This window comes from Acinetobacter sp. ANC_7512 (genome assembly GCF_056779935.1).
Genome location: NZ_JBWYIX010000002.1, coordinates 17,150 through 42,455, shown reverse-complemented (window position 1 = coordinate 42,455; position 25,306 = coordinate 17,150). Strand labels below are relative to the sequence as shown.

At 38.4% G+C, this 25,306-nt stretch carries 28 protein-coding genes, 4 tRNA genes and 1 pseudogene; 19 read left to right on the top strand and 14 right to left on the bottom strand.

All coding sequences use genetic code 11. The features are described 5' to 3' along the window. Window positions 1–218: 218 nt before the first annotated feature. The 3 genes and pseudogenes from AC1M9H_RS02835 to ahpC form a co-directional block, all read left to right on the top strand. Window positions 219–652: pseudogene (locus AC1M9H_RS02835) on the top strand (uroporphyrinogen decarboxylase/cobalamine-independent methonine synthase family protein); the annotation flags it as partial. Between the two features lie 112 nt (window positions 653–764). Continuing rightward, a complete protein-coding gene (locus tag AC1M9H_RS02830; RefSeq protein ID WP_481612716.1) occupies window positions 765–1,259 on the top strand; it encodes a flavin reductase family protein in 495 nt (164 codons plus the stop codon). A gap of 421 nt (window positions 1,260–1,680) precedes the next feature. Beyond that, a complete protein-coding gene (ahpC, locus tag AC1M9H_RS02825) occupies window positions 1,681–2,244 on the top strand; it encodes an alkyl hydroperoxide reductase subunit C (RefSeq protein ID WP_481609752.1) in 564 nt (187 codons plus the stop codon). Between the two features lie 45 nt (window positions 2,245–2,289). Here ahpC and AC1M9H_RS02820 read toward each other — a convergent pair whose 3' ends face one another. Beyond that, window positions 2,290–3,213, bottom strand: coding sequence for a LysR substrate-binding domain-containing protein (locus AC1M9H_RS02820; RefSeq protein WP_035267593.1), 924 nt, complete (start codon window positions 3,211–3,213; stop codon window positions 2,290–2,292). Between the two features lie 122 nt (window positions 3,214–3,335). Next, on the bottom strand, window positions 3,336–3,962 hold the full coding sequence (gene ycaC, locus AC1M9H_RS02815; RefSeq protein ID WP_035267592.1) for an isochorismate family cysteine hydrolase YcaC: 627 nt from the start codon (window positions 3,960–3,962) through the stop codon (window positions 3,336–3,338). A gap of 300 nt (window positions 3,963–4,262) precedes the next feature. Between ycaC and AC1M9H_RS02810 the strand changes: the two genes are divergently transcribed. The 3 genes from AC1M9H_RS02810 (at window position 4,263) to AC1M9H_RS02800 (ending at window position 7,726) form a co-directional block, all read left to right on the top strand. Beyond that, window positions 4,263–5,132 carry a pirin family protein gene (locus AC1M9H_RS02810; protein WP_035267590.1) on the top strand — a complete coding sequence of 290 codons (870 nt, stop codon included), beginning with the start codon at window positions 4,263–4,265 and terminating at the stop codon, window positions 5,130–5,132. A 447-nt stretch (window positions 5,133–5,579) separates the two neighbouring features. Then, on the top strand, window positions 5,580–6,878 hold the full coding sequence (locus AC1M9H_RS02805; RefSeq protein WP_481612715.1) for an FAD-dependent oxidoreductase: 1,299 nt from the start codon (window positions 5,580–5,582) through the stop codon (window positions 6,876–6,878). Window positions 6,879–6,886: 8 nt separating this feature from the next. After that, window positions 6,887–7,726, top strand: coding sequence for an SAM-dependent methyltransferase (locus AC1M9H_RS02800; protein ID WP_481590132.1), 840 nt, complete (start codon window positions 6,887–6,889; stop codon window positions 7,724–7,726). 49 nt (window positions 7,727–7,775) lie between these two features. Here AC1M9H_RS02800 and AC1M9H_RS02795 read toward each other — a convergent pair. The 3 genes from AC1M9H_RS02795 to AC1M9H_RS02785 all read right to left on the bottom strand — a co-directional run bounded on the left by AC1M9H_RS02795 (window position 7,776) and on the right by AC1M9H_RS02785 (window position 8,553). Then, window positions 7,776–7,851 (bottom strand) — tRNA-Thr (locus AC1M9H_RS02795). 177 nt (window positions 7,852–8,028) lie between these two features. Next, the gene (locus tag AC1M9H_RS02790) at window positions 8,029–8,256 is read right to left on the bottom strand and encodes a hypothetical protein (RefSeq protein WP_035267585.1); all 228 of its coding nucleotides are present in this window, start codon (window positions 8,254–8,256) and stop codon (window positions 8,029–8,031) included. A 206-nt stretch (window positions 8,257–8,462) separates the two neighbouring features. After that, window positions 8,463–8,553 (bottom strand) — tRNA-Ser (locus AC1M9H_RS02785). A gap of 123 nt (window positions 8,554–8,676) precedes the next feature. Between AC1M9H_RS02785 and AC1M9H_RS02780 the strand changes: the two genes are divergently transcribed. Continuing rightward, on the top strand, window positions 8,677–10,557 hold the full coding sequence (locus AC1M9H_RS02780) for a potassium transporter Kup (RefSeq protein WP_481607229.1): 1,881 nt from the start codon (window positions 8,677–8,679) through the stop codon (window positions 10,555–10,557). A 71-nt stretch (window positions 10,558–10,628) separates the two neighbouring features. Here AC1M9H_RS02780 and AC1M9H_RS02775 read toward each other — a convergent pair whose 3' ends face one another. Beyond that, complete coding sequence (locus AC1M9H_RS02775) at window positions 10,629–10,991, bottom strand: hypothetical protein (RefSeq protein WP_481597201.1); 363 nt, start codon at window positions 10,989–10,991, stop codon at window positions 10,629–10,631. Window positions 10,992–11,291: 300 nt separating this feature from the next. Here AC1M9H_RS02775 and AC1M9H_RS02770 point away from each other — a divergent pair, with 300 nt between their 5' ends. After that, window positions 11,292–12,335, top strand: coding sequence for a DNA/RNA non-specific endonuclease (locus tag AC1M9H_RS02770; RefSeq protein WP_481612714.1), 1,044 nt, complete (start codon window positions 11,292–11,294; stop codon window positions 12,333–12,335). Window positions 12,336–12,407: 72 nt separating this feature from the next. Further along, the gene (locus AC1M9H_RS02765) at window positions 12,408–12,653 is read left to right on the top strand and encodes a hypothetical protein (protein ID WP_179999072.1); all 246 of its coding nucleotides are present in this window, start codon (window positions 12,408–12,410) and stop codon (window positions 12,651–12,653) included. Between the two features lie 39 nt (window positions 12,654–12,692). Here the strand turns inward: AC1M9H_RS02765 and AC1M9H_RS02760 are convergent, their stop codons facing one another. Further along, the gene (locus AC1M9H_RS02760; protein WP_481591882.1) at window positions 12,693–13,703 is read right to left on the bottom strand and encodes an AraC family transcriptional regulator; all 1,011 of its coding nucleotides are present in this window, start codon (window positions 13,701–13,703) and stop codon (window positions 12,693–12,695) included. Window positions 13,704–13,902: 199 nt separating this feature from the next. On the opposite strand from AC1M9H_RS02760, the gene AC1M9H_RS02755 reads away from it, so the two are divergent. After that, window positions 13,903–14,538 carry a sterol desaturase family protein gene (locus AC1M9H_RS02755; protein ID WP_180028773.1) on the top strand — a complete coding sequence of 212 codons (636 nt, stop codon included), beginning with the start codon at window positions 13,903–13,905 and terminating at the stop codon, window positions 14,536–14,538. A 267-nt stretch (window positions 14,539–14,805) separates the two neighbouring features. Here the strand turns inward: AC1M9H_RS02755 and hisF are convergent, their stop codons facing one another. Further along, window positions 14,806–15,564 carry an imidazole glycerol phosphate synthase subunit HisF gene (gene hisF / locus AC1M9H_RS02750; protein ID WP_035267573.1) on the bottom strand — a complete coding sequence of 253 codons (759 nt, stop codon included), beginning with the start codon at window positions 15,562–15,564 and terminating at the stop codon, window positions 14,806–14,808. A gap of 114 nt (window positions 15,565–15,678) precedes the next feature. Here hisF and AC1M9H_RS02745 point away from each other — a divergent pair, with 114 nt between their 5' ends. From AC1M9H_RS02745 to AC1M9H_RS02730, 4 genes are read left to right on the top strand one after another with little or no spacing between them, the layout of a single operon-like run. Further along, the gene (locus AC1M9H_RS02745; protein ID WP_481612713.1) at window positions 15,679–16,629 is read left to right on the top strand and encodes a homoserine kinase; all 951 of its coding nucleotides are present in this window, start codon (window positions 15,679–15,681) and stop codon (window positions 16,627–16,629) included. A 24-nt stretch (window positions 16,630–16,653) separates the two neighbouring features. Next, the gene (locus AC1M9H_RS02740) at window positions 16,654–17,277 is read left to right on the top strand and encodes a DUF1294 domain-containing protein (protein WP_481612712.1); all 624 of its coding nucleotides are present in this window, start codon (window positions 16,654–16,656) and stop codon (window positions 17,275–17,277) included. Window positions 17,278–17,306: 29 nt separating this feature from the next. Further along, window positions 17,307–17,699 (top strand): DUF4870 family protein, encoded by a 393-nt coding sequence (locus AC1M9H_RS02735; RefSeq protein ID WP_481612711.1) that lies wholly within the window; start codon window positions 17,307–17,309, stop codon window positions 17,697–17,699. A 26-nt stretch (window positions 17,700–17,725) separates the two neighbouring features. Next, entirely contained in the window at window positions 17,726–18,040 is a 315-nt protein-coding gene (locus AC1M9H_RS02730; RefSeq protein WP_092766466.1) for an antibiotic biosynthesis monooxygenase family protein, read from the top strand. 2 nt (window positions 18,041–18,042) lie between these two features. On the opposite strand, the gene AC1M9H_RS02725 is transcribed toward AC1M9H_RS02730, so the two are convergent. From AC1M9H_RS02725 to AC1M9H_RS02715, 3 genes are all read right to left on the bottom strand, one after another. Further along, a complete protein-coding gene (locus tag AC1M9H_RS02725) occupies window positions 18,043–18,930 on the bottom strand; it encodes a DMT family transporter (protein ID WP_481612710.1) in 888 nt (295 codons plus the stop codon). Between the two features lie 53 nt (window positions 18,931–18,983). Next, window positions 18,984–19,715, bottom strand: coding sequence for a 1-(5-phosphoribosyl)-5-[(5-phosphoribosylamino)methylideneamino]imidazole-4-carboxamide isomerase (gene hisA, locus AC1M9H_RS02720; RefSeq protein ID WP_035267561.1), 732 nt, complete (start codon window positions 19,713–19,715; stop codon window positions 18,984–18,986). Window positions 19,716–19,844: 129 nt separating this feature from the next. Beyond that, window positions 19,845–20,606, bottom strand: coding sequence for a hypothetical protein (locus AC1M9H_RS02715; RefSeq protein WP_179999052.1), 762 nt, complete (start codon window positions 20,604–20,606; stop codon window positions 19,845–19,847). A 556-nt stretch (window positions 20,607–21,162) separates the two neighbouring features. Between AC1M9H_RS02715 and AC1M9H_RS02710 the strand changes: the two genes are divergently transcribed. Beyond that, the gene (locus AC1M9H_RS02710; RefSeq protein ID WP_228133253.1) at window positions 21,163–21,591 is read left to right on the top strand and encodes a helix-turn-helix domain-containing protein; all 429 of its coding nucleotides are present in this window, start codon (window positions 21,163–21,165) and stop codon (window positions 21,589–21,591) included. A gap of 50 nt (window positions 21,592–21,641) precedes the next feature. On the opposite strand, the gene hisH is transcribed toward AC1M9H_RS02710, so the two are convergent. Both hisH and hisB read right to left on the bottom strand, forming a co-directional pair. After that, complete coding sequence (gene hisH / locus AC1M9H_RS02705) at window positions 21,642–22,259, bottom strand: imidazole glycerol phosphate synthase subunit HisH (RefSeq protein WP_035267559.1); 618 nt, start codon at window positions 22,257–22,259, stop codon at window positions 21,642–21,644. Then, window positions 22,259–22,852: an imidazoleglycerol-phosphate dehydratase HisB gene (hisB, locus tag AC1M9H_RS02700; protein ID WP_035267557.1), complete on the bottom strand. Its 594-nt coding sequence runs from the start codon at window positions 22,850–22,852 to the stop codon at window positions 22,259–22,261. Before hisB ends, hisH begins: the two co-directional genes overlap by 1 nt. A 93-nt stretch (window positions 22,853–22,945) precedes the next feature. Between hisB and AC1M9H_RS02695 the strand changes: the two genes are divergently transcribed. The 4 genes from AC1M9H_RS02695 to AC1M9H_RS02680 all read left to right on the top strand — a co-directional run bounded on the left by AC1M9H_RS02695 (window position 22,946) and on the right by AC1M9H_RS02680 (window position 24,692). Continuing rightward, entirely contained in the window at window positions 22,946–23,323 is a 378-nt protein-coding gene (locus tag AC1M9H_RS02695; protein ID WP_035267556.1) for a GNAT family N-acetyltransferase, read from the top strand. Between the two features lie 172 nt (window positions 23,324–23,495). After that, window positions 23,496–23,571, top strand: a tRNA-Phe gene (locus AC1M9H_RS02690). 136 nt (window positions 23,572–23,707) lie between these two features. Then, window positions 23,708–23,783, top strand: a tRNA-Phe gene (locus AC1M9H_RS02685). A 132-nt stretch (window positions 23,784–23,915) separates the two neighbouring features. Next, entirely contained in the window at window positions 23,916–24,692 is a 777-nt protein-coding gene (locus tag AC1M9H_RS02680) for a class I SAM-dependent methyltransferase (RefSeq protein ID WP_481586833.1), read from the top strand. A gap of 6 nt (window positions 24,693–24,698) precedes the next feature. Here the strand turns inward: AC1M9H_RS02680 and AC1M9H_RS02675 are convergent, their stop codons facing one another. Further along, the gene (locus AC1M9H_RS02675; protein WP_179999046.1) at window positions 24,699–25,121 is read right to left on the bottom strand and encodes a GNAT family acetyltransferase; all 423 of its coding nucleotides are present in this window, start codon (window positions 25,119–25,121) and stop codon (window positions 24,699–24,701) included. Window positions 25,122–25,306 lie beyond the last annotated feature (185 nt).

Here is a 25,306-nt window from a genome sequence, read left to right as displayed (position 1 = left end):
ATTCACTATCTAGGCTCTTTTTTTTAGGTAGTCATGATAGGTTTATTGATCGAATTATTTTGATTGGTCTTAAGTAAATATACCGTGAATAATCTGAGCACAGTTCATCATAGAGCTTTTAGACTCGTAATTCGAGCGACGTTAGATCGCTACTTGATTGGTTTCTATTTATGACCTTGAGTAATTTGATACAAAGCTAATTTTGATTTGTCTAGAGAATTGCTATTCTTGAGCTAGCGCTTGAAAATTTGAAATGTGAAACCGCCATACATATTTGTTAAAGTTATTCTATGAAAGATAATAAAAATGGGAAACGAATTTTGAGTAATGAACGGCGTCCTTTTGAAACGTCACTCCCGATACTACAAAAATCTAAGTTGGGGCATCATTTCTTTAGAGTGCAAAACTCACGTATATCCATGGATCTTATTGAACTGATTCGTGGAAGAAAGTCATGATCGGTGCAATCGATGTGGCAACCAATCAAATTGAAACACTTGACGAGATGGTGAACACTTTGCGTAAAGTTTTGCAATTTGTCGATGCTGATAAGCTATACCCTTCAACCAACTGTGGAATGATACCACTGTCTCGTCACGAGGGACGTGACAAACTTGAAGCCTTAAGCACGGGTTCAGCGATCTTAAACTAAGAAATTAGTGCTTTAGCTGTGTTTATTTTCTACATTCAAGATGGATCATCTGTGCAATCACCTATATCCTAGGTTCGCACGAGTTTAGCAGTTTATATTTGAGAAGAGAAAAATGGTTGAAGCTTCAGACTACAGAAACGCAATGTCTTTATTAACCACTGCAGTCAATATTATTACAACAGCTGGTGAAACAGGACAGCATGGTTTCACGGCGTCTGCTGTATGTAGCGTTACTGATTCACCTGCTACACTTTTGGTGTGTATGAATCAATCATCCCGATCTCATCAGTATTTTATTGAGAACAAAGTTTTATCTGTCAATGTGCTCAGTTCTCAACATGAGTCTCTTTCAAATGCTTTTGCATCGAGTCAATTGAGTGCAGAACAACGTTTTGGATTAGCCCAATGGGGTAAATTGAAAACAGGTTGCCCGGTCTTAAAGGACGCTTTAGTCAGTTTTGATTGTGAGATTGAGCAAATTCAACAAGTGGGCACACACAGTATTTTTATTTGCCGAGTTGTAGCTATTCAACAAAGCTCGCAAGAGGAAAGTCTTGTCTATTTTAATCGATCTTATCATCAGGTGAGTGCAAAAGAGGAAGTTTAATGAGCTAGAGCAGCAAGATTTTTAATCGTTTCATATAATGATTATAGAAATAGATCAGCGCTTGATTAATGATCTCGGGAAAAGATGGTGAATCGTAAGCCTCGAACAGTGAGCTTTCATAGTGTGAGGTTAAGCCCAATGGATATTACTCGAATCGTTTATGATCATACAGAGTGAATGATCTTTCTCTTTGGGATGAAAAAAGACAAGTATTATTTTCAAAAATTTGAAACCAATTGAATAAATTTCAAAAAATAAACAGTGTTTTATATTTGATTCATTCTCTTAAAGAAATATATTAACTTTTAAATCTAGAAATTCGATTGTTTTTATAAATACTTTCGGTTTTACCAATCCAATCATCTTTTGTATTCTCTATTTCAACGAAGCAACACTCTCACGAAGAAATAGAGGAAAACACATGAGTTTAATCAATACTGAAGTCAAACCATTCAATGCAACTGCTTATCAAAATGGTGAGTTCATTGAAGTTTCTGAGCAAGATTTTAAAGGTAAATGGTCTGTTGTCTTTTTCTATCCTGCAGATTTTACATTTGTATGTCCAACAGAATTAGGCGATCTTGCTGATAACTATGCTGAATTCCAAAAGTTAGGTGTAGAAATTTATGGTGTATCTACAGATACTCATTTCACACATAAAGCTTGGCATGATACTTCAGATGTGATTGGTAAAATTCAGTATCCACTTATTGGTGACCCAACGTGGACATTGTCTAAAAGCTTTGATGTATTGATTGAATCTGAAGGTTTGGCAGATCGTGGTACATTTGTAATTGATCCTGAAGGAAAAATTCAAATTGTAGAGATTAATGCAGGTGGTATTGGTCGTGATGCTCAAGAACTTCTTCGCAAAGTGAAAGCGGCTCAATATGTTCATGCCCACCCAGGCGAAGTATGTCCTGCGAAATGGAAAGAAGGTGATGCTACACTTGCACCATCAATCGATCTTGTTGGTAAGATCTAAATTAAGTTGAAAAGTAAAGAACCAGCACGATGTGCTGGTTCTTTATTAAGAGGCATAACCTTCTTGATTTTGTGCTGCTTGTCGTAAACCTTCAACCAAGTGGTCGATGAGTTTTTCCATCACGAGTCGTTGTCCTTTACGTGATGCATAAACGAGTTGCACAGTCCCTATATTTGAGCACCAGTCAGGTAAGATGTGTATAAGCCGTCCTGCTGCCAAATCCTTTTGCACTGTAAGATAAGGTAGATCTGCAATACCTAATCCATCCATCACTGAATAATACACACCAGCCAAATCATTACTTTTAATACGTGGTTGTAATGGAATTTCAATGAGATCATGCCCTTCAATTCGGTGCAAATTCCATTGATAGTGTGTTTTTTGAGTTCCTAAAACAATTGTTGGAAAATCATTGATTTCAGTTGGATATTCTAAAACGCGACCCTGTAAAAGCTCAGGGGTTGCCACTAAACAATGAGTGGTTTTGATGACATCACGAACCACGATGGTGGAGTCTTCATTGGCAGAAAAATTAGTTCTGATCGCCAAGTCAATATCATCGTGCAATACATCTACGCGTCGGCTGGTTAATTCCATCTCGACTTGAACTTTTGGATAGCGCTTCAAAAAATCATTGAGTAAAGAGCGAATTTGATAACGCATCATTACGGGTGGGCAACTAATTTTAACTAGACCCTGAGGTTCACTTTTCTGTTTAAGTAAAACATTATGAGCGCAATCAACTTGGTTGATTACTTTTTCACATTCTTGAAAAAATTCTTGACCTAAAGGCGTTACTTTGAAATGGCGAGTAGAACGTTGAATGAGTGTGACATTAAATTTTGCTTCGAGTTCTAAAATACGTCGACTAAGCTTTGATTTAGTTATATTTGACGCGTCACTAGCAGCACTGAAACCGCCGTATTTAACGACCAAATAAAAATAGTAATAGTCATCAAATGAATGCAATTTTCACCTCGACGCCTGATCCGATAAAGTTTAAGCATAGGTTAAACTAAGCCGTTCAAGAAATCATCTTGGGTTTTGAATATGGTAAAAAAAAGCGACCCAAAGGTCGCTTTTATTAAATATTATTTTTTAGTGGTGTTCTTTACATAGCTAACCATTAAGTTTTTATAGTCAGGAATATGCTCACCGAATAAAGCACCTAAACCTTCGATATCATTACGCCAGTCACGATGTAACTCACCTGCAGCACCAAACCATGTCATAAGTTGAGCACCTGCTTGAGACATGCGGTTCCATGCAGCATCGCGCGTAATTTGGTTGAATGTACCAGATGCATCAGTAATCACGAATACATCAAAGTCTTCAGCAAGAGCTGAAAGTGTAGGGAATGCAACACATACTTCAGTCACAACACCAGCGATGATCAGTTGTTTTTTACCTGTCGCTTTAACAGCATTTACAAAATCTTCGTTATCCCAAGCATTGATTTGACCTGGACGCGCGATATATGGAGCATCAGGGAACATTTCAACTAATTCTGGAACGAGTGGACCATTAGGACCATCTTCAAAACTTGTTGTTAAAATTGTCGGCAAGTTAAAGTATTTTGCTGCTGCTGCGAGTGCTAAAACATTGTTTTTAAACTTATCAGGATCGATATCACGTACAAGAGAAAGAAGACCTGTTTGGTGATCGACTAAAAGCACTACTGCATTATCTTTATCTAAACGAACGTAAGGTTTGCCCATTATTATTAGCCTCTATGATGTTAGTAAGTGTGAATACGTATCAATGAACTCGTATTCAGTCACTAGATATATTAGACTGAAAATGAGATAAATTTGTGACCATTTTTAGGATAATTAGTCTTATTAATAGGAATATTGTAATCATGAATTTCAAATTTCAGTGAATAGTCACATATATGAATTAATTTAGATTATTATAATCATAAAAATAGGAATCTGTGTGGCAGTAAAGCTCTTTTTATTTTCTGTGCAAAGTCTAAAATGAGCGCATGTTCATCCTATCGAATATAGGAGTAAAAGATGAAAAGAGTAATTGGGGTTTATCGTAACCAACATACACATTGGGTTGGTGATGGTCTGCCAGTGCGTAACTTATTTTCTTATGATCGGTTAGGTCAAGCACTTAGTCCTTTTTTGTTATTAGATTATGGTGCACCACATCACTTTGAGCCAACGACACGTCAGTTAGGTGTTGGTTCACATCCTCATCGCGGATTTGAAACAGTGACTATCGCCTACCAAGGTGGTTTGGCACATAAGGATTCCAGTGGTGGTGGTGGTGTTATCGAGGCAGGAGATGTGCAATGGATGACTGCTGGGGCTGGATTGGTTCACGAAGAGTTTCATTCTCCTGAATTTGCTCAAAAAGGTGGAATTCTTGAAATGGCACAGCTTTGGGTCAATCTACCAGCCAAAGACAAAATGACTCAACCACGTTATCAAGCGATCACATCTCATGATATTCCAACAATTACCATGGATGATGATGCTGGTCACATCCGTGTAATTGCGGGTGAGTTTGGTGGTCATTATGGTCCTGCTGAAACATTTACTCCAATAAATGTGTGGGATGGTCAGCTTAAAGCTGAGTATGAAACATTCATACATGTTCCTGTAGATCACAATGTATTGGTTGTAGTGTTGAATGGTGAACTCGTAATTAATGGGACTCAAAAAGTTCTAGACAGTTCAATTGTGATGTTTGCTCGTGATGGTGAGGCAGCAATTCAATTGCAAGCATATAAAGATACACAATTTTTAGTGCTTACAGGTGAGCCACTAAATGAGCCAATTCAAGGGCATGGACCATTCGTCATGAACACCAAAGAAGAAATCATTCAAGCTTTTCATGATTTCAATAATGGTAAATTTGGTGAAATTGCACGTTAATTGGAACGACAAAAGCGGAAATATCATTTCCGCTTTTTTTGTGATCATCATTTTAAAAAATAAAGGACCTCTATCCCACACAACAGAGGTCCTTATACGCTGTAATTTATATTTATTTTCTAGATCACATTCTATTTGTGCTTCTTATTAATGTGATGTAGTTCTCATTTTCAAAACAATGATAATGCATTTTTTTTAAGCTGTAAACTAAAAAATTAAATTATTGGTGAAAATATCTATTTTGTTTTTAAACATATTTTTTGATTTCTTAAAAAATACAAGTGTATTAAATATTTAGCGTATGACGAATAGTGTCGCAAGAATTTTACGTAAATTCATTTGATTAAAAATTAATCAAAAACAAATAAAATCTGGAAGTTTTTAATAGCAAGTTTCAAAGTGTTCTATCGCATAATTAAAAAAATTTTTAATGCTTGGATCATAATTTTGAAAATTGCAGTGATTGGAAGTGGTATGGCAGGGTTGGCAACTGCGAGAATTCTCAAGGATGCTGGTCACCAGATCACAGTTTTCGAGGCGCTTCCAGGGCGTGGTATGGATAGTTATAGTCTTGAGTATGAAGGTGGGATTATTGATTCGCCATTACGTGTCATGAATCCAATGCTCTGGAAAAATACATTGAGTCTTGCCACACATTTGGGTCTCAATACTTTTCCAGTACGTACCTATATGTCATGTAGCTGGTTATTTGAAGATAAAATCGATACTTGGCTGACAACATCACGTTCACGCATAGGCAACTTTCCAATCATTAACAATCGAAAAGGATTAAAGCAATATGGCATCCGTTTAGTGAAAGGGATGTTACAACTTAGATCTGCATTGAAGCAGTTTTTTAAATCTAAAAATCAAGATATCACTTTAGATGAGTTCGTTAAATATAACCAAATAGAAGAAGTATTTTGGAATGGGGCAGTCATGCCTGTCCTATTTACCATTTGTACATGTGATGCAAAAACCATTGGTGAATGGCCAGCAAAACCATTGTTGATTTTCTTACGCCAACTGACGGATGGAGATGCACTCCTTCGAATTCAAGGTGGGACGCCAGCTTTCGTTGATAAATTGCTGGAAGATATCGATTTAAGAAGTGGGCAGCCCATTACTCGTGTACAAGAGCAGGGTGATTTAGTCTATGTGGAAAATGAAGCAGGTGAATCTGACTTATTTGATCGCGTGATTGTCGCGACACCAACAACAAAAGTTCATGAGTTTCTAGATGCTGAACAGTTTGCGGATGATATTGCACTTCTCAAACAATTTAAGTTTGTTGATGGTGAATTGGTCATTCATACTGATTCAGTGGTAATGCCTGTGAAGCGTAAAGATTGGTGCGTATTGAGTTATATGATGGATCGTAAATTTACTAAACAGCATTTCACTGTTTGGCTGAATTCGATTGAGCCAACATTAGTGGGTAAATCTCCTGTTTTTCAAACTTGGAATCCAGTAATTGAGATTGATCCTAAAAAAGTAATACATAAAGTGAAACTCACTAGAGCTGTTGTAGACCGACATACTCTACCACTAACGCATGAGTTGAATGCTCGTCACCAACAACAAGGTCGTAAAGTATTTTATTGTGGCTCTTGGTCATGTGATGGATTACCAATTTTGGAGTCAGCGGTGACTTCAGCAATGGATATAGCAAAATTACTCGATGCGCCGTTACCATTTTTAGGTTTAAAGCCTAAGGTACAGGTTGCACCAGAGTTAGGATATTAAGGGATTGAATGAAGAAGCTCCAAGCATGGATGAAAGCCCCTCGACATAAATATGCGATCAATGCAGCTTTATTGGGGGATTACCGTAATTGTGCTTGGAGTAATTTAGGTCTGTGGAAAACTGACCAGCTGAATTATCCACAAGCCTGCGAGTTACTCGCAATAACCCTTGCTCAATCTATTGATTTAAATTCAAAAGATAAATTAATTGATTTAGGTTGTGGACAAGGTGCTAGCCTAATTTTATGGAAAGAAAAATTTCAAATCGAATACTTGGAAGGAATTGAATTACAACAATATTATGTAAATCATACGCGTAAGTTTTTACCTCATGTCAATCGGATCTCGCAGGGAACATTTTTAAATTTAGAATCTAGATCATTTGAATTTAAATTTGATGCGGCAATTTGCATCGATGCTGCTTATCACAGTAATTTGAATTTATTTCTTCGTTCTGTAGATGGTATTTTGAATTCAAAAGGACGCTTAGCATTTCATTATCTTGCTTTGAATTCAAAGTTCTATACTTTGAGTCCTCTAGCGCAATTGAAAGTTAAATTATTATTAAAAGCAGCTGACGTTCAACTGAACCATTTGCACTCATTCGATGAAACACAATCAATCTTAGTGCAAACGGGTTTTAGAGATATACATATTCAAGATTTGAGTCACGAGGTATTTGCAGGATTTGCAACGTATATTCAGAGTGATATTTTTAAAAATAACATCCAAGCTCATTCGTATCACGTTTTAGATTTGGCAAAAATTAAGATGACAGCAAAGTTGTGTGCGAAACTTTATCAAGAGGGGATCGTGCGATATGTACAAGTGAGTGCAAGTAAAAAATAAATCATCAAAAACAACAAAGCCTCACTAAAAAGCGAGGCTAAGTATAAAATGGTGCCGGCACACGGATTCGAACTGTGGACCTACTGATTACAAGTCAGTTGCTCTACCAACTGAGCTATGCCGGCAACGTGGAGAGAATAATAGCGTTTTTTCACTAAAACGCAAGTCAAAAATTAATCGATTAATTAAAATTGTGCAGGATGAATTGTTTTTGCTTTATTTTTGATCGTCTTTTCTCCTCATTTTATAGTGATGCCCGTCATAGCGTGTACAGGCATCTTGAGAAAATTTTATAGGATCAGCTATTTGTTTTTTAGAATACGATCAAGGTCTTGTGCACACTCTTCAAGAGTATAAGCCATATCAAATTGCATTTGAGGTTTTAACTCTTGTGCTAATTTTCTCCATTGCTCAATTAATCTTAGCGCTTTTTGAATTTTGTGTTTATTCACATCTTTAGCGATAGTGGGTGTGTAGCCACCACGTTTTGCATTTTTAATTTGTTTTACATAGTTGGCGCTGTTATTCATATTATCTCCGGAATAGCAGGTTCTCTATTTTATAGGTGTGCAAAAATCATCTATTTGAATAACGTTGTTAGGTTGTTCAGCTCCTTAAGTATTGTTTTTATTAACTTAACATGATGTTGATGACAGTAAAATGAAGCGAGATACGTGCCAAAAGCGAAGTTTTAGGCGAAAAAAAACCGAATCATGAGATTCGGTTTTTAAAATTCTGGCGGTGAAAGAGGGATTCGAACCCTCGATACGCTATTAACGTATACACACTTTCCAGGCGTGCTCCTTCAGCCACTCGGACACTTCACCAAGGCGTGCGATGATAACTAAAAAAAAAGCAGATGCCAAGTTGAAACAATTGATTTAAAGAAAAAGTTTTTAGCCAGTGATATGATTGCCGAAAAATTCTGTCGAATGCATGAAGACTAAAATATGCAAAGCACTGCAAAAAAAGCCGCACTTCCTGCGGTAACATTGGCAGCATTAGGGGTGGTGTTTGGTGACATTGGAACCAGTCCTCTGTATGCATTGCGTCAATGCTTCCTTACGGCTCATATTGCAATTACTGAGGCAACCGTTCTGGGCATTTTGTCGCTCATTTTCTGGTGCATGATGCTCACCATCAGCTTTAAATATGTCTCAGTCATTATGAAGGCAGATAACAATGGTGAAGGCGGTATTATGTCGCTTCTTGCCTTAAATCTACGTTCAACTCGTATTGCAGATCAGCGCAAAATTTATCTGATTGCCTTGGGCTTTATCGGTGCATCACTTTTTTTTGGTGATGGTATTATTACCCCAGCAATTTCTATTTTATCCGCGATTGAAGGTTTAAGTATTGCGACTCCGATGTTTAATCAATGGTTATTACCATTGGCCGTCGGTATTTTAACAGCACTGTTTTTAATTCAGCGCCACGGCACGGCGACCATGGGTAAGTTCTTTGGACCAATCACATTATTGTGGTTTGCATCTATTGGACTATTAGGCTTATGGAGTGTTATGCAAACACCGTTCGTGTTGGCAATGATCAGTCCGCACTGGGCGTTTGGCTTTATCATCAACCAACCTTTTGTTGCATTCCTCACGATGGGTGCCGTCATTTTAACGATGACGGGGGGTGAAGCACTATATGCAGATATGGGGCATTTTGGTCGTATGCCTATTAAGCTTGCTTGGTTTGTGATTGTATTGCCAAGTCTAGTTTTTAACTATGCGGGTCAAGGTGCTTTACTTTTACGAGATCCAAATGCAATTGAGAACCCATTTTATCTGTTAGTCCCTGATTGGGCTTTATTTCCAATGATTGGTCTTGCAACCGCTGCTGCCGTGATTGCGTCTCAAGCGGTGATTACGGGCGTATTCTCAATGGTCAATCAAGCGATTCAATTGCGCTATTTACCGCGTTTAACCGTGCAACATACATCTGATGTTGAACAAGGACAAATCTATGTCCCGTTCATCAACTGGGTATTATTTATTTCAGTCATTATTCTCATTTTATTATTTGAAAATAGCGCGAATCTTGCCAGTGCCTACGGTGTAGCAGTGACCATGACGATGCTGTGCGGTACGATTTTAATTTCGATTTTAGCTTATGGCGTTTGGCGCTGGCCTGTTTGGAAAGTAGCCCTTTTTGCTGTGCCTTTATTGATCATCGACCTCATTTTTGTTGCTTCGACTTCTTTAAAAATTGTTGGTGGTGGATGGGTGCCAATCTTGATTGGTGCAATTGTATTTACCGTTTTAATGACGTGGAAAGATGGCCGTCAAATCGTACTTAATAAGCTTGAGTCTGATGCGTTACCTATTGATCTCTTTATTCAAAGTGTCAAGATGAGTGATGAAACGCTCATTGTTCCTGGGGATGCAATTTTCCTCACAGGAACACCCAATATCGTTCCACATGCGATGTTGCACAATATTAAGCATAATAAGGTTCTACACGAACGTAATATGATGATTACGGTCATTACTAAAGATGTACCATATGTACCTGATATTGAGAGAATTCGTGTAGAAAAGATGGATAATCGATTCTTTAGGATTTTTGTATATTATGGGTTTAAAGACCAACCCAACATTCCAGTTGCGCTGAAAGCGGCATATGAGCAGTTAAATTTTGAATTTGATATGATGCAAATTAGTTTCTTTATTTCACGTGATCGTCTGATTCATACCGTGGGAGAAGGAATGGCACCATGGCGTGAAAAATTATTTATTTCAATGCAGCGGAATACCAGTCCTGTGAGTGATTTCTATTTAATTCCACCAAATCGCGTGGTCGAAATGGGAAGCCAGATCGAAATCTGAGTAAGCGTTTGCTAAAATTTTGGATATAAAAAAACCGCCTCAAAGGCGGTTTTTTTATTAAGTCTAATACATTACTCAGCCGCTGGTGCTTCTACAGGCGCTTCTTCAGTTGCATTTACTTCAGGTTGAGCTGGAACTGCAGTTTGTGTTTGAGGAGCAGTTTCTTCTGCTTCAGCAGGTGGTAAGTTTCCAATAGGCGCTTTCGCATCAGCAGGCGCTTGTGTTGTAGCACCTTCAGAAATAACTTTCATCTGACCATTAGCTAATACTTCTTGTAAAGTACCAGGCTGACCATTCACTGTTGTTACGACTTTAGCTTTAGAAAGGCTTTCCAAAGTTTCGCCAGCTTGAACTGGTGGCTCAGCAAATGCACTTGCACTTGCCAAAGATAAACCCATTACTAATGCTGTCAAAGAAGTATGTGCTAATTTCATAGTGTCCTCACTTTCAATTCTTTTAATTTACTAAATAACTTTTATAGCATCTCACAAGTAATTGATGTAATTCAATCAAATACACGTAAAACCTTAAAGAGTGTTAAAAAACTATTCTATAAAAACAACAATTTGTTACTTATTTTGAGTGATATTTGAACGGAATGCGAAGATCCTTTATTCACTTGAAAATTCACTTGATGTACTTCAAATTCATAGCTTGTTAAGCTGTGGCCGGTTTTGAATAAAGCCCACGCATTGGGCCAGAAGTTGAACACGGAATGAATAGGTAATCTGAGTTTGAATAATATTGTGGTAAAAGCTGTATTAGGTATTGTTGCAGCAGGAAGCTTTGCAATTGCTTTCGGTCAAGAAAAGTTGTCTTCATATCTGCCATTTTCAGGTTCGGTTAATAATACAGCTTGTCTAAATCAATTTTATCGCCAAGAGCCACCTTATTTAATCAAAGAGAGCTTAAATAAAGATCGCTACCCATTATGCTTTAATGGATTCACCACTATGTATTCTGGTGTCTCAAAAACACCATTATGGGTAGCTGAATATCTGAATCCAGATCGGCTGAGCCAAAAAATAAAAAGAGAAGACAGTTTCCATGAGGAGACTCGTGTAGCAGAAAAGCATCGAGCATTATTGTCAGATTATCGTGGGTCGGGATATGACCGTGGTCATATGGCTCCAAATGCTGATATGCCAAATAAAGCTGCACAGTACGACAGTTTTTCTTTAGCCAATATGGTTCCTCAAGCTCCGCAGAATAACCAACAAATCTGGCGAGAAATTGAGGAAGCGACACGTGCAATCGTTATGAAGCAGAAACATGATGTGTATGTGATTACCGGGCCTGTATATAGTGGCAAAAAACTGAAAACCATTGGACGCGGTGTTATTGTTCCAACAGCGGTGTTTAAAGCCGTGTATATACCTAAAACAGGTGCTATTGGCGCATATTACGCTCCCAATAATAATTCACTACAGATGCAAGTGGTCAGTGTATGTCAGTTAGAAGAAGTGCTTGGCATGAATTTGTTTCCTCAACTTACATCTGAGCAAAAGCGAAATACTTATAAATTGCCATTAAAAGCCAATCAGGTCAAAGCCCAACAAGCCATAGAGTATTCGCACTGGGATGCCGAAAGCCAATGTGCAGTTGATATCTCAACAGATCAACTCAAAGCGCTGCAAAAAGAGTTTAGTAGTCAAAGCGTACCTGTCAATACAACCGCAACGAATCAAGAGGCTAAGATCGATGAACAAGCACAAGATGCAATCGTGAAAGAGTTGGTTCAAGCGTTGTTGCAATATTTATTACAAATCCTTAAATAAAAAAGCTCGAATTTGCCCTGAAGATTCATTTATCTTCAGGGATTGATATTTATAAACATAAAGAGATTTGCCATGTTTAAGCCTTTTGAAAATGGGACTGAGTCACATTCGATACATGATCTGACGCTTGAAAATGATCTTGATCGTGTGAGTATTTATGGCAACTTACAAATCACCAAAGATCAAGCCGGTTTAGCCGCTGCGAAAGCGTTAAAACAATATTTAGATGCAATGGTCATCTATTTAGAAGATCAAAAAAATTTAGCAGAAAAAATAGAAACGACGGCTGAGAATGAAATAGAAAATCCATTCTTGTGATTCATTAATCATCTTTAGAATGATGGCTTAGATTGACAATCATGAACTGCGAATATGATGTTGAATACGCCACTGCTGGGGCGTCATCTTCATCCACTGACGAAATGCGCGTTGGAATGCACTTTGTTCTGAATAACTGAGCAATAACGAAATCTCATGTAAGCTGAGATAAGGATCTTGTAAATATTGAATCGCTAGAAGTTTGCGGACTTCTTGAACGCGCTGCTGATAGGTATCACCTTGATTTTGTAAATGGCGCTGAAGTTGTCTGACTGACATTCCCACTTGTTCTGCGACAGTTTGAATTTGATAATTGTGTCTTTGGATTCCAATCAGAATGGCTTGCTGTAACCGCTCATCGATTTGTGTGTTATTGGGGAGTCGACTTAACAAATCTTGAGCTTGCTGCATCAGGAGTTTTTGTAAAGTTTGATCAGCTTGTTTAATTGGTGCTTGTAGGAGCTGGCTTGGAAAAGTAAGCTTGACATGAGGCTGAGAGAATTTTACTTTGCTCTGAAAAAAACGCTCATAAATCGCAACATTTTTTGGTGCTGGAAAGCGAAAGTGAATTTCTTGAATATGTAAATGCTCAATACCCGCATAACGTTTTAGAAATTCAACCAATAATGCCATCGCAATTTCATCCGTGATTTGTGTCGACAAATGCATCGGCAAATCTTCCCAACGTACGCTAAATACGCCTTGCTCCAGATCGACGGCGAGAGGTGTACCATCATAAATTAAACGATGATATTCATGATAACGGGTGAGTGCTTCTGCTAGGTTATCGCATGATAAAGCGATATACGCGATAATGCCTAAATGTTGTGGTTTGACCCATTGAGCAATTTCTAACCCTAACGCAGGTTGTGGGTGTACTTCATAAATTTCATTTAATATTTCACGCCAAATGCTAAAGTCAAAGCGTTCGGCTTGCTGAATACTTGCCAATTTTGCAGAAATAGGGAGACCGTTCTCTTCACAATAATTATGTAAGAGATGTCCAAGTCCACCATGAACCGAGCCTGAATAGTCCTTTATCTGCTGCATGTGATTAATACTTTTCTTGTTTTATCAATTGAAATCACGATGAGTTATTAAGCCTGTTTTTACAGTGCCATACAAGCGCTTTTTCTACCATACGACATTGAAAAATATGTCGTGATTTGTCAATGAAAATTTTATCTTGCGTCAATGGTTGAGAGCTTGAGTTAGATATATTGAAAGAAAAGAAACAGGGATTTTGAACATGATTAAAGGTTTTGTTGCAGGCTTAATCATTGCCAATGGATTTGAATGGGTCGCGCATAAATATGTTCTACATGGTGTACACCGTCCGGGTAAAGCGAGGTTTAGTCCTGTGCCTAAAAATATGGAATCTCATTGGGCACATCACCGTGAAGTTAGAACACAAGATTTCCATGATGAGGGTTATGTAGAGGGAATCTCAAATTGGCGAACAAAAAATGAAATCGTATCATTGGGGATTGTTGCTGCTGTATTTGGAACAGCATTTTATCCAATCTCGAAAGGCATGAGTTTATCCGTGCTTTATAGTGCTTGTAACTACTACTACACGCATCGCAGAGCTCACCTCGAACCTCATTGGGCAAAAAAGAAAATTCCTTGGCACTATGACCACCATATGAACGCCAATCAAGATGCAAATTGGTGTGTCACTAAGCCTTGGTTTGATTACATTTTAGGGACACGCGTCATTTCAACGCCAGATTTGAAGGAAGATAACCCTTTAGGGGTGCAGTTACCGTCTTTTATTTCAAAACGAGTCAATCATATCGTTGAACAATATTTCCCCGCAAAGTGGGTTGAGCAGAAAGCAGCGCGCTCCGATATTTCAAAAAAAGCTTTGGCTATAGTGGAGTAAGTCAGATTAGATATGGAATTGGCTGAATTGACGTCTGATTTGTCATGTTTGGTCAATAAAATATGTAGCTTTTGTCAAGATTTCGTGCAGATCTGTCATTTATGATATGAGATGAATAAATCGGAGAATGAAAATCTGATGGTAGAACTCTCCAGTTTATCGCTTTGCATAACGAACCAAGCGCTGTTTTTTCTTGGTTTTTAGGGCCTTCGGGCTCTTTTTTTTTGCAAAAAAAAGAGGCATTTGCCTCTTTTTTATGGGGCGTGATTAAAGACGCATTTCAATGCCTTGTTCAGCTAAATATTGTTTTGCTTCCGGGATGGTGTGTTGACCAAAGTGGAAGATAGAGGCTGCAAGCACCGCATCAGCCCCCCCTTGTAAAATACCGTCTGCTAGATGTTGAAGATTACCCACACCGCCTGAAGCAATCGTTGGAATCGTTACACGATCATTAATTTGACGCATCAATGCTAAGTCATAACCAGCTTTTGTACCATCTGCATCCATTGACGTAATGAGCAACTCTCCTGCGCCGTATTCTGCCATTTTCACAGACCATTCAATCGCATCGATACCCGTTGGTTTGCGACCACCATGTGTGAAAATCTCCCACTTATTTTCACCCGTTTTTTTTGCATCAATCGCAACTACAATACATTGTGCACCAAAACGTTGAGAGGCTTCTTGAACGAATTCAGGATTAAAGACAGCAGCTGAGTTAATACTGACTTTGTCTGCACCAGCGTTAAGCAATAAACGAATATCTTCAACTTTACGAACACCGCCACCTACGGTCAGTGGTACAAATACAGTTTCAGCCATACGCTCAACCGTACGGTAAGTGGTGTCACGCCCATTAGATGTTGCAGTGATATCGAGAAAAGTAATCTCATCTGCACCTTGTTCGTTATAACGACGTGCTACTTCAACTGGGTCGCCTGCATCACGAATATCAAGGAATTGAACACCTTTTACAACTCGACCGTTATCTACGTCGAGGCAAGGAATAATACGTTTAGCAAGCATAATTTTTTCCAAAAATAACAGCCGATTATGAAACTTACAGACTTTGGTGCTACACCTTGGTAGTCGGAGCAGGTATTCTATCAAAATAATGTAAGTTTTTTCGCAGGTTTTTTTATGTCGGTTTATACCACTTTGACTTTAAAGGAAGTTCAGGATTTTGCTACGCCTTATGGATTAGAGGTGATTGACCTGATTCCGATTCAAGGAGGTATTCAAAATACGAACTATTTTCTAGTTTGTGCAGATCAAACCGAATTTGTTTTAACAATTTTTGAAGATATGGATGAGCAAGGCGCAGGTGAACTCGTCCCTGTACTTGAGCATCTGGGTCATGCGGGTCTGCCTGTGCCTGTACCTTTGAAACATTCAGGACGTTCGATTCAGATCTTAAAAAATAAACCTGCACAAATTGCGCCTAGAATGCGTGGCAAGCATCCTATGCCTTCATCACTTGAACAGGTTCAGTCCATTGCTATTGCACAGGCTCAAATACATGTGGCTCTCGATAACTTTCCCTTAGAGCGCGCAGAGTATCGTAATCATGATTATTGGTTAAGTGTGGCTCAGCAGCTTCGACCTACGCTAAATCCAGCCGATCAAGTATTATTAAATAGTTTGTTAGGTTTATATGACGCTCTTACCGCAATGTACCCTGATCGTCCACGAGGTTTTATCCATTCTGACCTATTTAGAGATAACACTTTATTTGAAGGGGCTACTTTAAAAGGGATACTCGATTTTTATGAGTTGAATAAAGATGAACTTTTGTTTGATATCGCCATTACGATGAATGATTTCTGTACAGAATATCCAAGTGTTCATTTGAATGAGGAAAAGGCCTTAGCATTCTTGGAGGCTTATCAAAGTGTACGTGAAATGACCAGTGATGAAAAATCATGCCTAGAACTCTATTTAGCGATGGCAGCTGGACGTTTCTGGATGATGCGTTTGCTAGTGGCTCAAAAGAACAAAGAAATGGGGCGTGTTAGCGAGGATATTTTGCAAAAAAATCCTTTAGAAATGCGCAATATGCTGGTTGAAAGATTAAAATTTGTAACAGCTTAAAAATTTAAAAAATCTGGGGGAAATATGCGTGATCAAGGTCGTCTAGTTGAATGGTTTGATGAAAAAGGCTATGGATTTATTCAACCCAATGATTCATCCAAAGATCGCGTTTTCCTTCACATTAAAGATTTTGCCAAACCAGGCCCAAGACCGATTCCAGGTTGTGCTTTGGAGTATATCGTTCAATTGGATGGTCAAGGTCGATTTAAAGCGAAACAAGTAACATACTTAAAAGCGACTCAGGCAAAAAAAGTAAAAACGAAGCCGCATCATTCACCAGTCACTCAACAAAAAATGCAACCGATGCAAGTAGCGATTATTGCTTATATCTTGACGCTTGCTACATTAGTCCTATTGGGGCTATTGAGTATGATGGTGGTGTTGGTCATTTTATTGATGAACCTGATCACCTATGGCTTATATGCACACGATAAAGCGGCGGCTCAACAGGGGAGTCAACGTGTACCAGAAAATACATTACATGTGGTTTCTATATTAGGAGGATGGCCGAGTGCTTGGCTTGCTCAGCAACGCTTGCGTCATAAAACACAAAAACAACCATTTCGAAAAATTTATTTCTGTACTATAGCGTTTAATATACTGATTATTTTATGGATAATTTCACCATTTAATGGTTTGAAATTATAAAGCCTCAAAAAAATTAAAAAGGTGACTTTATGAATTATACAGCTGATCAAGATCCAAACCGCAGCTTAACGATTTTACTTTATATCCTGTATATCATCGCTATTTTTTCAGCAGGTATTTTGGCGGTTATTGCGCTAATTATTAACTATTGGAAACGATCAAAGGTACAGGGCTCAATTTTTGAAAGTCATTTTACTTGGCAAATTCGTACTTTTTGGTGGTATTTAATTTGGAATATCATCGCGTTCCTGCCGTTTTTATTCTTATTCTTCACGGGTGACAATGCTAATGCCTTTGCTGGTGTAGCACTGGGTGCAACAACATTCTGTATCGCAGTGATTGGTTTGTCATGGGTTTGGATTGTTTATCGTGCGATCAAAGGAATTATTAAGGTCAATGATAACGAGCCAATGTATCAATAATTAAAACTCATGAATGAGGTGGTGTCATGATTATTGAGCATGTTCATTTAAATATCAAAATGAACCAGAGTGAGGCATTCGAAAATGCTTTTAAATTAGCTAAAGACATTATTTCACCAATGAAGGGGCTAAATGCGGTTCAGCTGATTAAAAATACGAATAATGAACATGCTTATATTTTACTGATTTACTGGGACAAACTTGAAGATCATACGGAAGGTTTTAGGCAGTCAGAGGCGTATTTAAAATGGAAGGAACTCTTGCATCCCTTTTATACGCCTATGCCTGAAGTGCAGTATTTTCAACCATGTATGATGTTAAAGCTAAAAGAGCCCCAATAAGCTTATTCTTTCTTCTTAAATTTTGGTCTCCACTCACTGGTAATTACACCGAGCACAACCAACACGCCACCTAAAATTGAGAGCATAGCTAAACGCTCACCTGCTAATCTCCCAATCAAAGCCGCCCAAACAGGTTCGCCAGAATAAATAATGGCAGCCTGTGAAGGATCAACCACGCGTTGAGCCCAGTTCATGACTAACTGAATGATTGCACTTGCAAGTCCTAAACCTACAATAATCGCAACGAAGATCCAGTTAAACTCAGGGAGTTGTGTTTCACCCACCAATGGTGCCATTAGAAAACAAATTAACGATGCAAAAATGAGTTGTAATATCGTCACTCGGCGTAAATTGACTCGAGGCGCAAAGTAACTAATGAGAATAATTTCAAGTGCAATCGCAATTGATCCTATCAAGGTAATGATCTGACCAAATTCAAGCCGAATAGCACCAAACCCATTGCCTGTTAAGAAAACTAAACCTACAAAGGCGAGTCCTGCCCCTATCCATGTCATGACATGTGGCCTTTTGTTAAAGAGCAACCACAATAAGATGGGAACCAACGGCACATAAAGTGCTGTCAAAAAGGCAGATTCGCTACTGGTGATGGTCTGTAAGCCAATGGTTTGCGTTCCATAGCCAATTGCAATCACTGTTCCAATGCAAAATCCTGCCCAAATATCTTTGGCACTAAAATTTTTACAATATTGAAGTGAGATGAGACCAACAGCCAGCGCAGCTGCTGCAAATCGAAAGGCAACGAAAAGCACTGGTGTGCTGAAGCTCAATCCATATTTGACTGTTATGAAACTGGCACCCCAAATCATCGTAATTGCAATAAGGGCAAGTTGTGGTGTTTTGGTTTTGATGGTAGGAGATAAATTCAACATATTTTTTAAGTAAGAAAAAAGAGGTCCTAAGACCTCTTTAGAAACATGCGCTATTAGAGCGCTTGTTCATCAAGTAATAATTGAGCTTCACGAAGATTTAAAGTGCCTTCATAAATTGCACGACCAGTAATCGCACCTAAAATACCAGGCTGACCTTTTAAGTTGCGAACGTCGTCAAGATTGGTCACACCGCCTGAAGCGATCACAGGTAAACCTGAATAAGTCGCAAGATTAACTGTTTGTTCGATATTCACACCTTGCATCATGCCATCACGTGCAATATCTGTATACACGATACTAGATACACCAGCATCTGCAAAGCGTTTAGCTAAATCAGTTGCTTTTACGTCAGTTACATTTGCCCAGCCATCAGTTGCGACCATGCCATTGATTGCATCAATACCGACAATGATGTGGCCTGCGAATTTTCTACAAGCTTCCTCAACAAACTCAGGTTCTTTGACTGCTTTTGTACCAATAATGACGAATGATACACCTGCATCTAAGTAGTGTTCGATAGTTTCAAGAGAACGGATGCCACCACCAATTTGAATTGGCAGTTCAGGTTGTGCTTTTGCAATCGCTTCCACAACAGGTTTGTGAATAGGTGTACCAGCGAAAGCACCATTTAGATCAACTAAATGTAAACGGCGAGCACCAGCGTCTACCCAATGTTGTGCTGTTGCCACAGGATCATCAGAGAAAACGGTATCGTCTTCCATACGACCTTGTTTTAAACGGACACATTTACCATCTTTAAGGTCAATTGCAGGGATAATCAGCATGCTTTCGCTCCTTGCCAGTATTCTGGAGTTTATTCGCAGCAATCTTAGCAAAGAAACATCAAATGAGCGAAGTAACAATGAAAAAAAACCGTCAGAACAATGTTGACGGTTTTTAATACGAACTTTGAATTAAATGTATGGTGTTGTATCTAAGTTAGAGATTAGATCAAAGCTAGTTGGTGTGATACTGGTTGGGATTGCACCTAAAGCATTTGTGATCTCTCCCGTGAATCCTACAAGATCACCCACGACAGGAATCGATGACAGAGCATCTGTTACAGGTGCTAAATCATCCAGTAAATTATCCAATGTTCCTGAGACGTCTCCTAATGTTCCTGTGACACTGCCTAAAGGATCATCAATGAGACCAGTCACGAGATCAAGAGGTTTGGTACTTGCGACATAATCTCCCGTTTCACTCACGAATCCCAAAAGATTTGAAGAGGTTTCTCCGACAACATCTACGACAGCACCTAAACCTGGCACTTGGCTTAGCAGGTCGGTCACGGGATCGGCTAAACCAGCGACTTCACCTACAACATTTGAAACATCTTTGATGGTTTGGCCTACAGTTGCAGTAGTGCCATTCAATGCAGTATTAATGCCCCCTAATAGATCTCCCTTCGAAAAATCATCAGCGATAGCGTGTAAGCCTCCGCTTAAATTTCCTAGTAAATTATTTTCAAGATTGAGTACCGATTCCACTGTATCTCCGATCAGTGGCAATTCTGTTAACTTATCCGTTAATGGTTTGGTCAGCGTCCCTACTGTGTCAACAACGGTATCTACAACTGTCGTTACGGTTTCTAGAATAAAACCAACTGCTTTCGTAATTCCCTGTAAAGCAAGGCTTAGAACGCCACTGATTTTTCCAGTAAAAAGTTTAAACATGTGCAGATTGCTCCAAAATATATGTGGTTAGTGTTGGATCTTTGTTGTTTCAGCAAGTTCATAATTAACAAAGAAAAAAATTTCAGACAAATCGAAAAAAAACAATATAAGTGGAATAATTTTGAAGATATGCCGTAAAAACAGCAACTTAATACAACACAAGGGTAATGTTTAAAAATGTTAACAAAATCAATTATTTATTGTGGTTTAATTTGGTGCTTGATAGAATAAATGTACACTTATAATGCATGAATATTATCGAGTAGCATGGTGTAAATACCTAAAATGCCAACTTGTTCGATTCGTTGATTGATTTTGTGAATTTTGTGAATTTTTTTAATGATTAAAATTGGTGCTCATTGTCTTTACATAAGTTAACAATTAATCATTGGGTCAATTTATTTTTCTTTTTAATTCAAACTGAGTAATGAGAAAAATTAGATCACACTTTTATTTGTGAATTATCTATATTGAAAATAATTTCAATTTCATCTGATTTGTTTGGCAATATTAGACTCAACTGCATAGGCTTAATGTTAAATTGAAACTGCAGACAGTGAATAAGATTTGGACAGAAGCGATGGCAGTTCAAGAAGATGATTTATTTAGCGAAGGTGCTAAAAAACTTAGAAAATTGATCAAAGAGAAAAACATTAAACCGACTGATGTGGTGAATGCATTGGGAGTCTCTAAGGAAACGCTGTCGAAATGGGTGCAAGAGTCAACTCCTGCCAATGCTCAACATCTAGTTGAATTAGCGAAAGTACTGAGTGCTGCAGAACGATGGGTTTCAGACGCTAAAGATGGTAAAAAATCAGAAAGTTTTAAACAGTATCCTTTGAAGGATGAGTTGGCTTTAAAAGATGCAACGCCAGAACAATTAATTTCAGAACTTAAAAGTCGTTATGCTGCGCTGAATCTAAAAGCAGAAATTAAAGTAACTGTTGAGCCAATTGAAGGTGGCTTTGTCGTAAAAGATATTTAGAGTAAAGTCTGAAAAAAAGCTCACTGAAAACAGTGAGCCTTATTATGGCTTTAAATTTTCCACTCTACAAAATTTTTCAACAACTGTAAGCCAGCTGTATGACTTTTTTCTGGATGGAACTGCGTAGCAAACAAATTATCTTTATGGATTGCGGTGCAGAATTCCAAACCGTAGTTACATGTCGCAGCAATGATCTCAGATTGTTTCGGTTCAACATAGAAACTATGTACGAAATAGAAACGAGCATCTTGATCAATGTTGTTCCACATTGGATGGCTTGGATCTGCTTGGTGTACCTGATTCCAACCCATATGGGGAACTTTTAAACCTTCAATATCTGGAAAGCGTTTAACAGCACCATCAAAAATGCCTAATGCATCTGCACCACCATTTTCTTCAGAGTGTTGCAGCAGAGCTTGCATGCCGACACAAATCGCAAGGACAGGCTTGTTGAAAACGGCATTGCGTACAACCTCGTCAATGCCAGCCTCGTGCATACCTTGCATGCAATCACGCATTGCACCAACGCCTGGGAACACAATTTTATCTGCTTGAGCAATCAGCTTAGGATCATTGGTCACATCAACGGTTGCACCAACATGCTCAAGTGCTTTTGCTGCTGAGTGAAGATTTCCCATGCCATAATCAAGAAGGGCAATACGGGTCATTACAAAGTACCTTTGGTTGAAGCTACAGTATTTTCTGCACGTGGATCTACTTCACACGCCATACGAAGTGCTCGTGCAAATGCTTTAAATACACTTTCAATTTGGTGATGGCTATTTTTACCTTTCAAATTGTCTATGTGGAGTGTCATTAATGCGTGATTCACAAAGCCTTGGAAAAACTCAGAGAATAGGTCGACATCAAAAGTACCAATGCGCGCGCGCGTAAATGGAATGTCCATCCATAAGCCAGGGCGGCCTGATAGGTCAACAACGACACGACTCAAGGACTCATCAAGTGGTGCATAGAAGTGACCATAGCGACGTAAACCTTTTTTGTCACCTAAAGCCTGTGCAAATGCCTGACCAAGGGTAATACCACAGTCTTCTACTGTATGGTGATCATCAATTTCTAAATCGCCGTCGCAATGAATATCGATATCAAATAAACCATGACGCTTGATTTGGTCGATCATATGGTCTAAAAATGGAACACCTGTATTGAGGGTGCCTTGACCAGTACCATCAAGATTCACGCGAACACGAATTTTGGTTTCGTTTGTGTTTCTTACCACTTCACTGATACGTTGCGTCATAGACACGTTCCTCAAAAACGTTAAAAATGATGAATGTAGATTTTCGATGTCACGAAAGTGACAGCATATTAGATTGCTCAGGAGGGTTAATCAATGCCTATAACCGTACATGCAATAACTTCGCTTGATAATGTTGAAGTTCGTGAACAGCTTGAGCGCTTATATGACACCAGTCCAGAATTTAGTGACGGACAAGATGCCATTGAACAACTTGAGCAAAACTTAGCTCAGTATACCTTACTTTACACGGCAGAATTTAATACAAAGATCATTGGGGCCATTTGGTCAACTGGACAAGGTGAAAGTCGAACGCTTGAAAATATCGTAGTTCATCCGGCTAACCGTGGACGTGGTGTCGCAGAGCGCTTAGTGAGTGAAGCATGTCGAATGGAAGAAGAGAAAGGCGTTAATCATTTTGAGCCTGGATGTGGTGCAATACATCGTTGTTTAAGTAGTTTGGAAAAAATTTAAAACTATTGTTCGATTTTAAATATTAAAAGTCAGTCAATACTGGCTTTTTTTATTGGATTTGTATGTATTTACATCGAATAATCTAAATGTTGTTTTAAAAACATCCATTTGTTTAAATATCCCAAAAACTTGCTTGACTATATCGAGATGAAACTGTTTAATACGCGACATCGGCGTGATAGCTCAGTTGGTAGAGCAACGGATTGAAAATCCGTGTGTCCCCAGTTCGATCCTGGGTCTCGCCACCATATTCTTTTAAGAATTTGTATTTTCAATCTCTGATCCCATCAGAGATTTTTTTTTGGGTAAAATTTACTCGAACAAATAAAAAATGCATGATTTTTATTGACTATTGAGCTCAGTTACGGCTTAATACACCCCATCGGCGTGATAGCTCAGTTGGTAGAGCAACGGATTGAAAATCCGTGTGTCCCCAGTTCGATCCTGGGTCTCGCCACCATATTCGAAAAATCCTCAACAATGTTGAGGATTTTTTTTGCTTATAAAATAATACAAAATGAATCGAAGTCATTCATCATCCATTTTTTTTGATGTGCTAAGGTTGATTTCTCGATCAAATTCAGAATAAAAAATGAAAGACCTATTTTCTGATCAAAGTGAGCTTTATCAACAAGCTCGTCCAAGTTATCCACAAAGTGTGATTGACGAAATCTTCAAATATGTTCAGAACTATGAAATGGCTTGGGATTGCGGGGCAGGTTCAGGACAATTCACCCGCTTATTGGCTCCGCATTTTAATCAAGTCATTGCAACGGATATAAGCGCAGCACAACTTCAGCAAGCCCCAGCAATAGATAATGTAATTTACCGAATTGATAATGCTGAACATAGCAATTTTAAAGCACAATGTTTTGACCTGATTACAGTTGCCCAAGCCATTCATTGGTTTGACTTCGAGTTATTTTTTCAAGAGGTCTATCGAACATTGAAGCCCCAGGGTGTCTTTGCAGTGATTGGATATGGGCTTATTGAAGTGGAGAATGAGGAGCTTCAAAGCTGTATTGAAAAGCTATATCACCAAGTATTGAAAACATATTGGGAGAGTGAGCGTCACTATATTGATCTGAAATATCAAACGATTCCATTTCCTTTTGAAGAAATCCCGACCTGTGAGCAGCACATGCATTGTAAATGGCGGATTGATCAATTGATTGATTATTTAAATACATGGTCAGCTTTAAAGAAATATCTTAAACAAAATACGCAAGCCAATAATCAGGCGACACAAATCTTAAATCAGATGAGCCAATATGCCTTAACTTTGAATAATGATACCGGTCATAAATTTAATATTCGATTCCCAATATTTTTACGGATCGGTAAATTGATAAATGCTCCTGTTTTATAAAATTTCTTAATGGTCGTGAATGAGTCTTTTAGCAAGGCATACAACTTCTTTTTCGTCATATCCCAATTGTTCATAAAAGTTTTGAATATCAATAAATTCTTTTTGCACTAAAAGCTGAACTTCTGGACAACCAAGTGCAATCAATCTTTTTTCCAAATGTTGAATCAACGCTGTAGCAACACCATTCCGTTGATGATTGGGATGTACCGCGAGGTAATTGATCCACCCGCGATGACCGTCGTAACCACCCATTAATGTTGCGATAATGAACTGATCTTTCACAGCCACCAAGAATAAGTCATCTTTTTGTGCAGCCTTCCTAAAAATATCAATTTCCGGATTATTCCATGGTCGTGTTAGATCACATCTTTCCCAGAGTTGAATGATGTCTTCTAAGTCAGTCTCAATATAAGGACGAATGATAAACATGATGCGCTCAAATGGTGGTTAATTTTAATACAGAGATTAGCCTACTCTGATGAAATTGATAACTCATAATCATCTTATGTGTCTATTTTCTGCTTTACATTTATGCAGTCTTTTTTAGATAGCAAGATAAATATCAATAAAAAAGATTTGTCTGTGACGTGAGTCTAACAACTCTTGTTAAGTAA

What these genes read in the sequence shown, in the direction of transcription:
- AC1M9H_RS02830 (WP_481612716.1), top strand. Translation starts at nt 765, where the DNA reads ATGGTTGAAGCTTCAGACTACAGAAACGCAATGTCTTTATTAACCACT.
- ahpC (WP_481609752.1), top strand. Translation starts at nt 1,681, where the DNA reads ATGAGTTTAATCAATACTGAAGTCAAACCATTCAATGCAACTGCTTAT.
- ycaC (WP_035267592.1), bottom strand. Translation starts at nt 3,962, where the DNA reads ATGGGCAAACCTTACGTTCGTTTAGATAAAGATAATGCAGTAGTGCTT.
- AC1M9H_RS02810 (WP_035267590.1), top strand. Translation starts at nt 4,263, where the DNA reads ATGAAAAGAGTAATTGGGGTTTATCGTAACCAACATACACATTGGGTT.
- AC1M9H_RS02800 (WP_481590132.1), top strand. Translation starts at nt 6,887, where the DNA reads ATGAAGAAGCTCCAAGCATGGATGAAAGCCCCTCGACATAAATATGCG.
- AC1M9H_RS02790 (WP_035267585.1), bottom strand. Translation starts at nt 8,256, where the DNA reads ATGAATAACAGCGCCAACTATGTAAAACAAATTAAAAATGCAAAACGT.
- AC1M9H_RS02780 (WP_481607229.1), top strand. Translation starts at nt 8,677, where the DNA reads ATGCAAAGCACTGCAAAAAAAGCCGCACTTCCTGCGGTAACATTGGCA.
- AC1M9H_RS02775 (WP_481597201.1), bottom strand. Translation starts at nt 10,991, where the DNA reads ATGAAATTAGCACATACTTCTTTGACAGCATTAGTAATGGGTTTATCT.
- AC1M9H_RS02765 (WP_179999072.1), top strand. Translation starts at nt 12,408, where the DNA reads ATGTTTAAGCCTTTTGAAAATGGGACTGAGTCACATTCGATACATGAT.
- AC1M9H_RS02760 (WP_481591882.1), bottom strand. Translation starts at nt 13,703, where the DNA reads ATGCAGCAGATAAAGGACTATTCAGGCTCGGTTCATGGTGGACTTGGA.
- AC1M9H_RS02755 (WP_180028773.1), top strand. Translation starts at nt 13,903, where the DNA reads ATGATTAAAGGTTTTGTTGCAGGCTTAATCATTGCCAATGGATTTGAA.
- hisF (WP_035267573.1), bottom strand. Translation starts at nt 15,564, where the DNA reads ATGCTTGCTAAACGTATTATTCCTTGCCTCGACGTAGATAACGGTCGA.
- AC1M9H_RS02745 (WP_481612713.1), top strand. Translation starts at nt 15,679, where the DNA reads ATGTCGGTTTATACCACTTTGACTTTAAAGGAAGTTCAGGATTTTGCT.
- AC1M9H_RS02740 (WP_481612712.1), top strand. Translation starts at nt 16,654, where the DNA reads ATGCGTGATCAAGGTCGTCTAGTTGAATGGTTTGATGAAAAAGGCTAT.
- AC1M9H_RS02735 (WP_481612711.1), top strand. Translation starts at nt 17,307, where the DNA reads ATGAATTATACAGCTGATCAAGATCCAAACCGCAGCTTAACGATTTTA.
- AC1M9H_RS02730 (WP_092766466.1), top strand. Translation starts at nt 17,726, where the DNA reads ATGATTATTGAGCATGTTCATTTAAATATCAAAATGAACCAGAGTGAG.
- AC1M9H_RS02725 (WP_481612710.1), bottom strand. Translation starts at nt 18,930, where the DNA reads ATGTTGAATTTATCTCCTACCATCAAAACCAAAACACCACAACTTGCC.
- hisA (WP_035267561.1), bottom strand. Translation starts at nt 19,715, where the DNA reads ATGCTGATTATCCCTGCAATTGACCTTAAAGATGGTAAATGTGTCCGT.
- AC1M9H_RS02715 (WP_179999052.1), bottom strand. Translation starts at nt 20,606, where the DNA reads ATGTTTAAACTTTTTACTGGAAAAATCAGTGGCGTTCTAAGCCTTGCT.
- hisH (WP_035267559.1), bottom strand. Translation starts at nt 22,259, where the DNA reads ATGACCCGTATTGCCCTTCTTGATTATGGCATGGGAAATCTTCACTCA.
- hisB (WP_035267557.1), bottom strand. Translation starts at nt 22,852, where the DNA reads ATGACGCAACGTATCAGTGAAGTGGTAAGAAACACAAACGAAACCAAA.
- AC1M9H_RS02695 (WP_035267556.1), top strand. Translation starts at nt 22,946, where the DNA reads ATGCCTATAACCGTACATGCAATAACTTCGCTTGATAATGTTGAAGTT.
- AC1M9H_RS02680 (WP_481586833.1), top strand. Translation starts at nt 23,916, where the DNA reads ATGAAAGACCTATTTTCTGATCAAAGTGAGCTTTATCAACAAGCTCGT.
- AC1M9H_RS02675 (WP_179999046.1), bottom strand. Translation starts at nt 25,121, where the DNA reads ATGTTTATCATTCGTCCTTATATTGAGACTGACTTAGAAGACATCATT.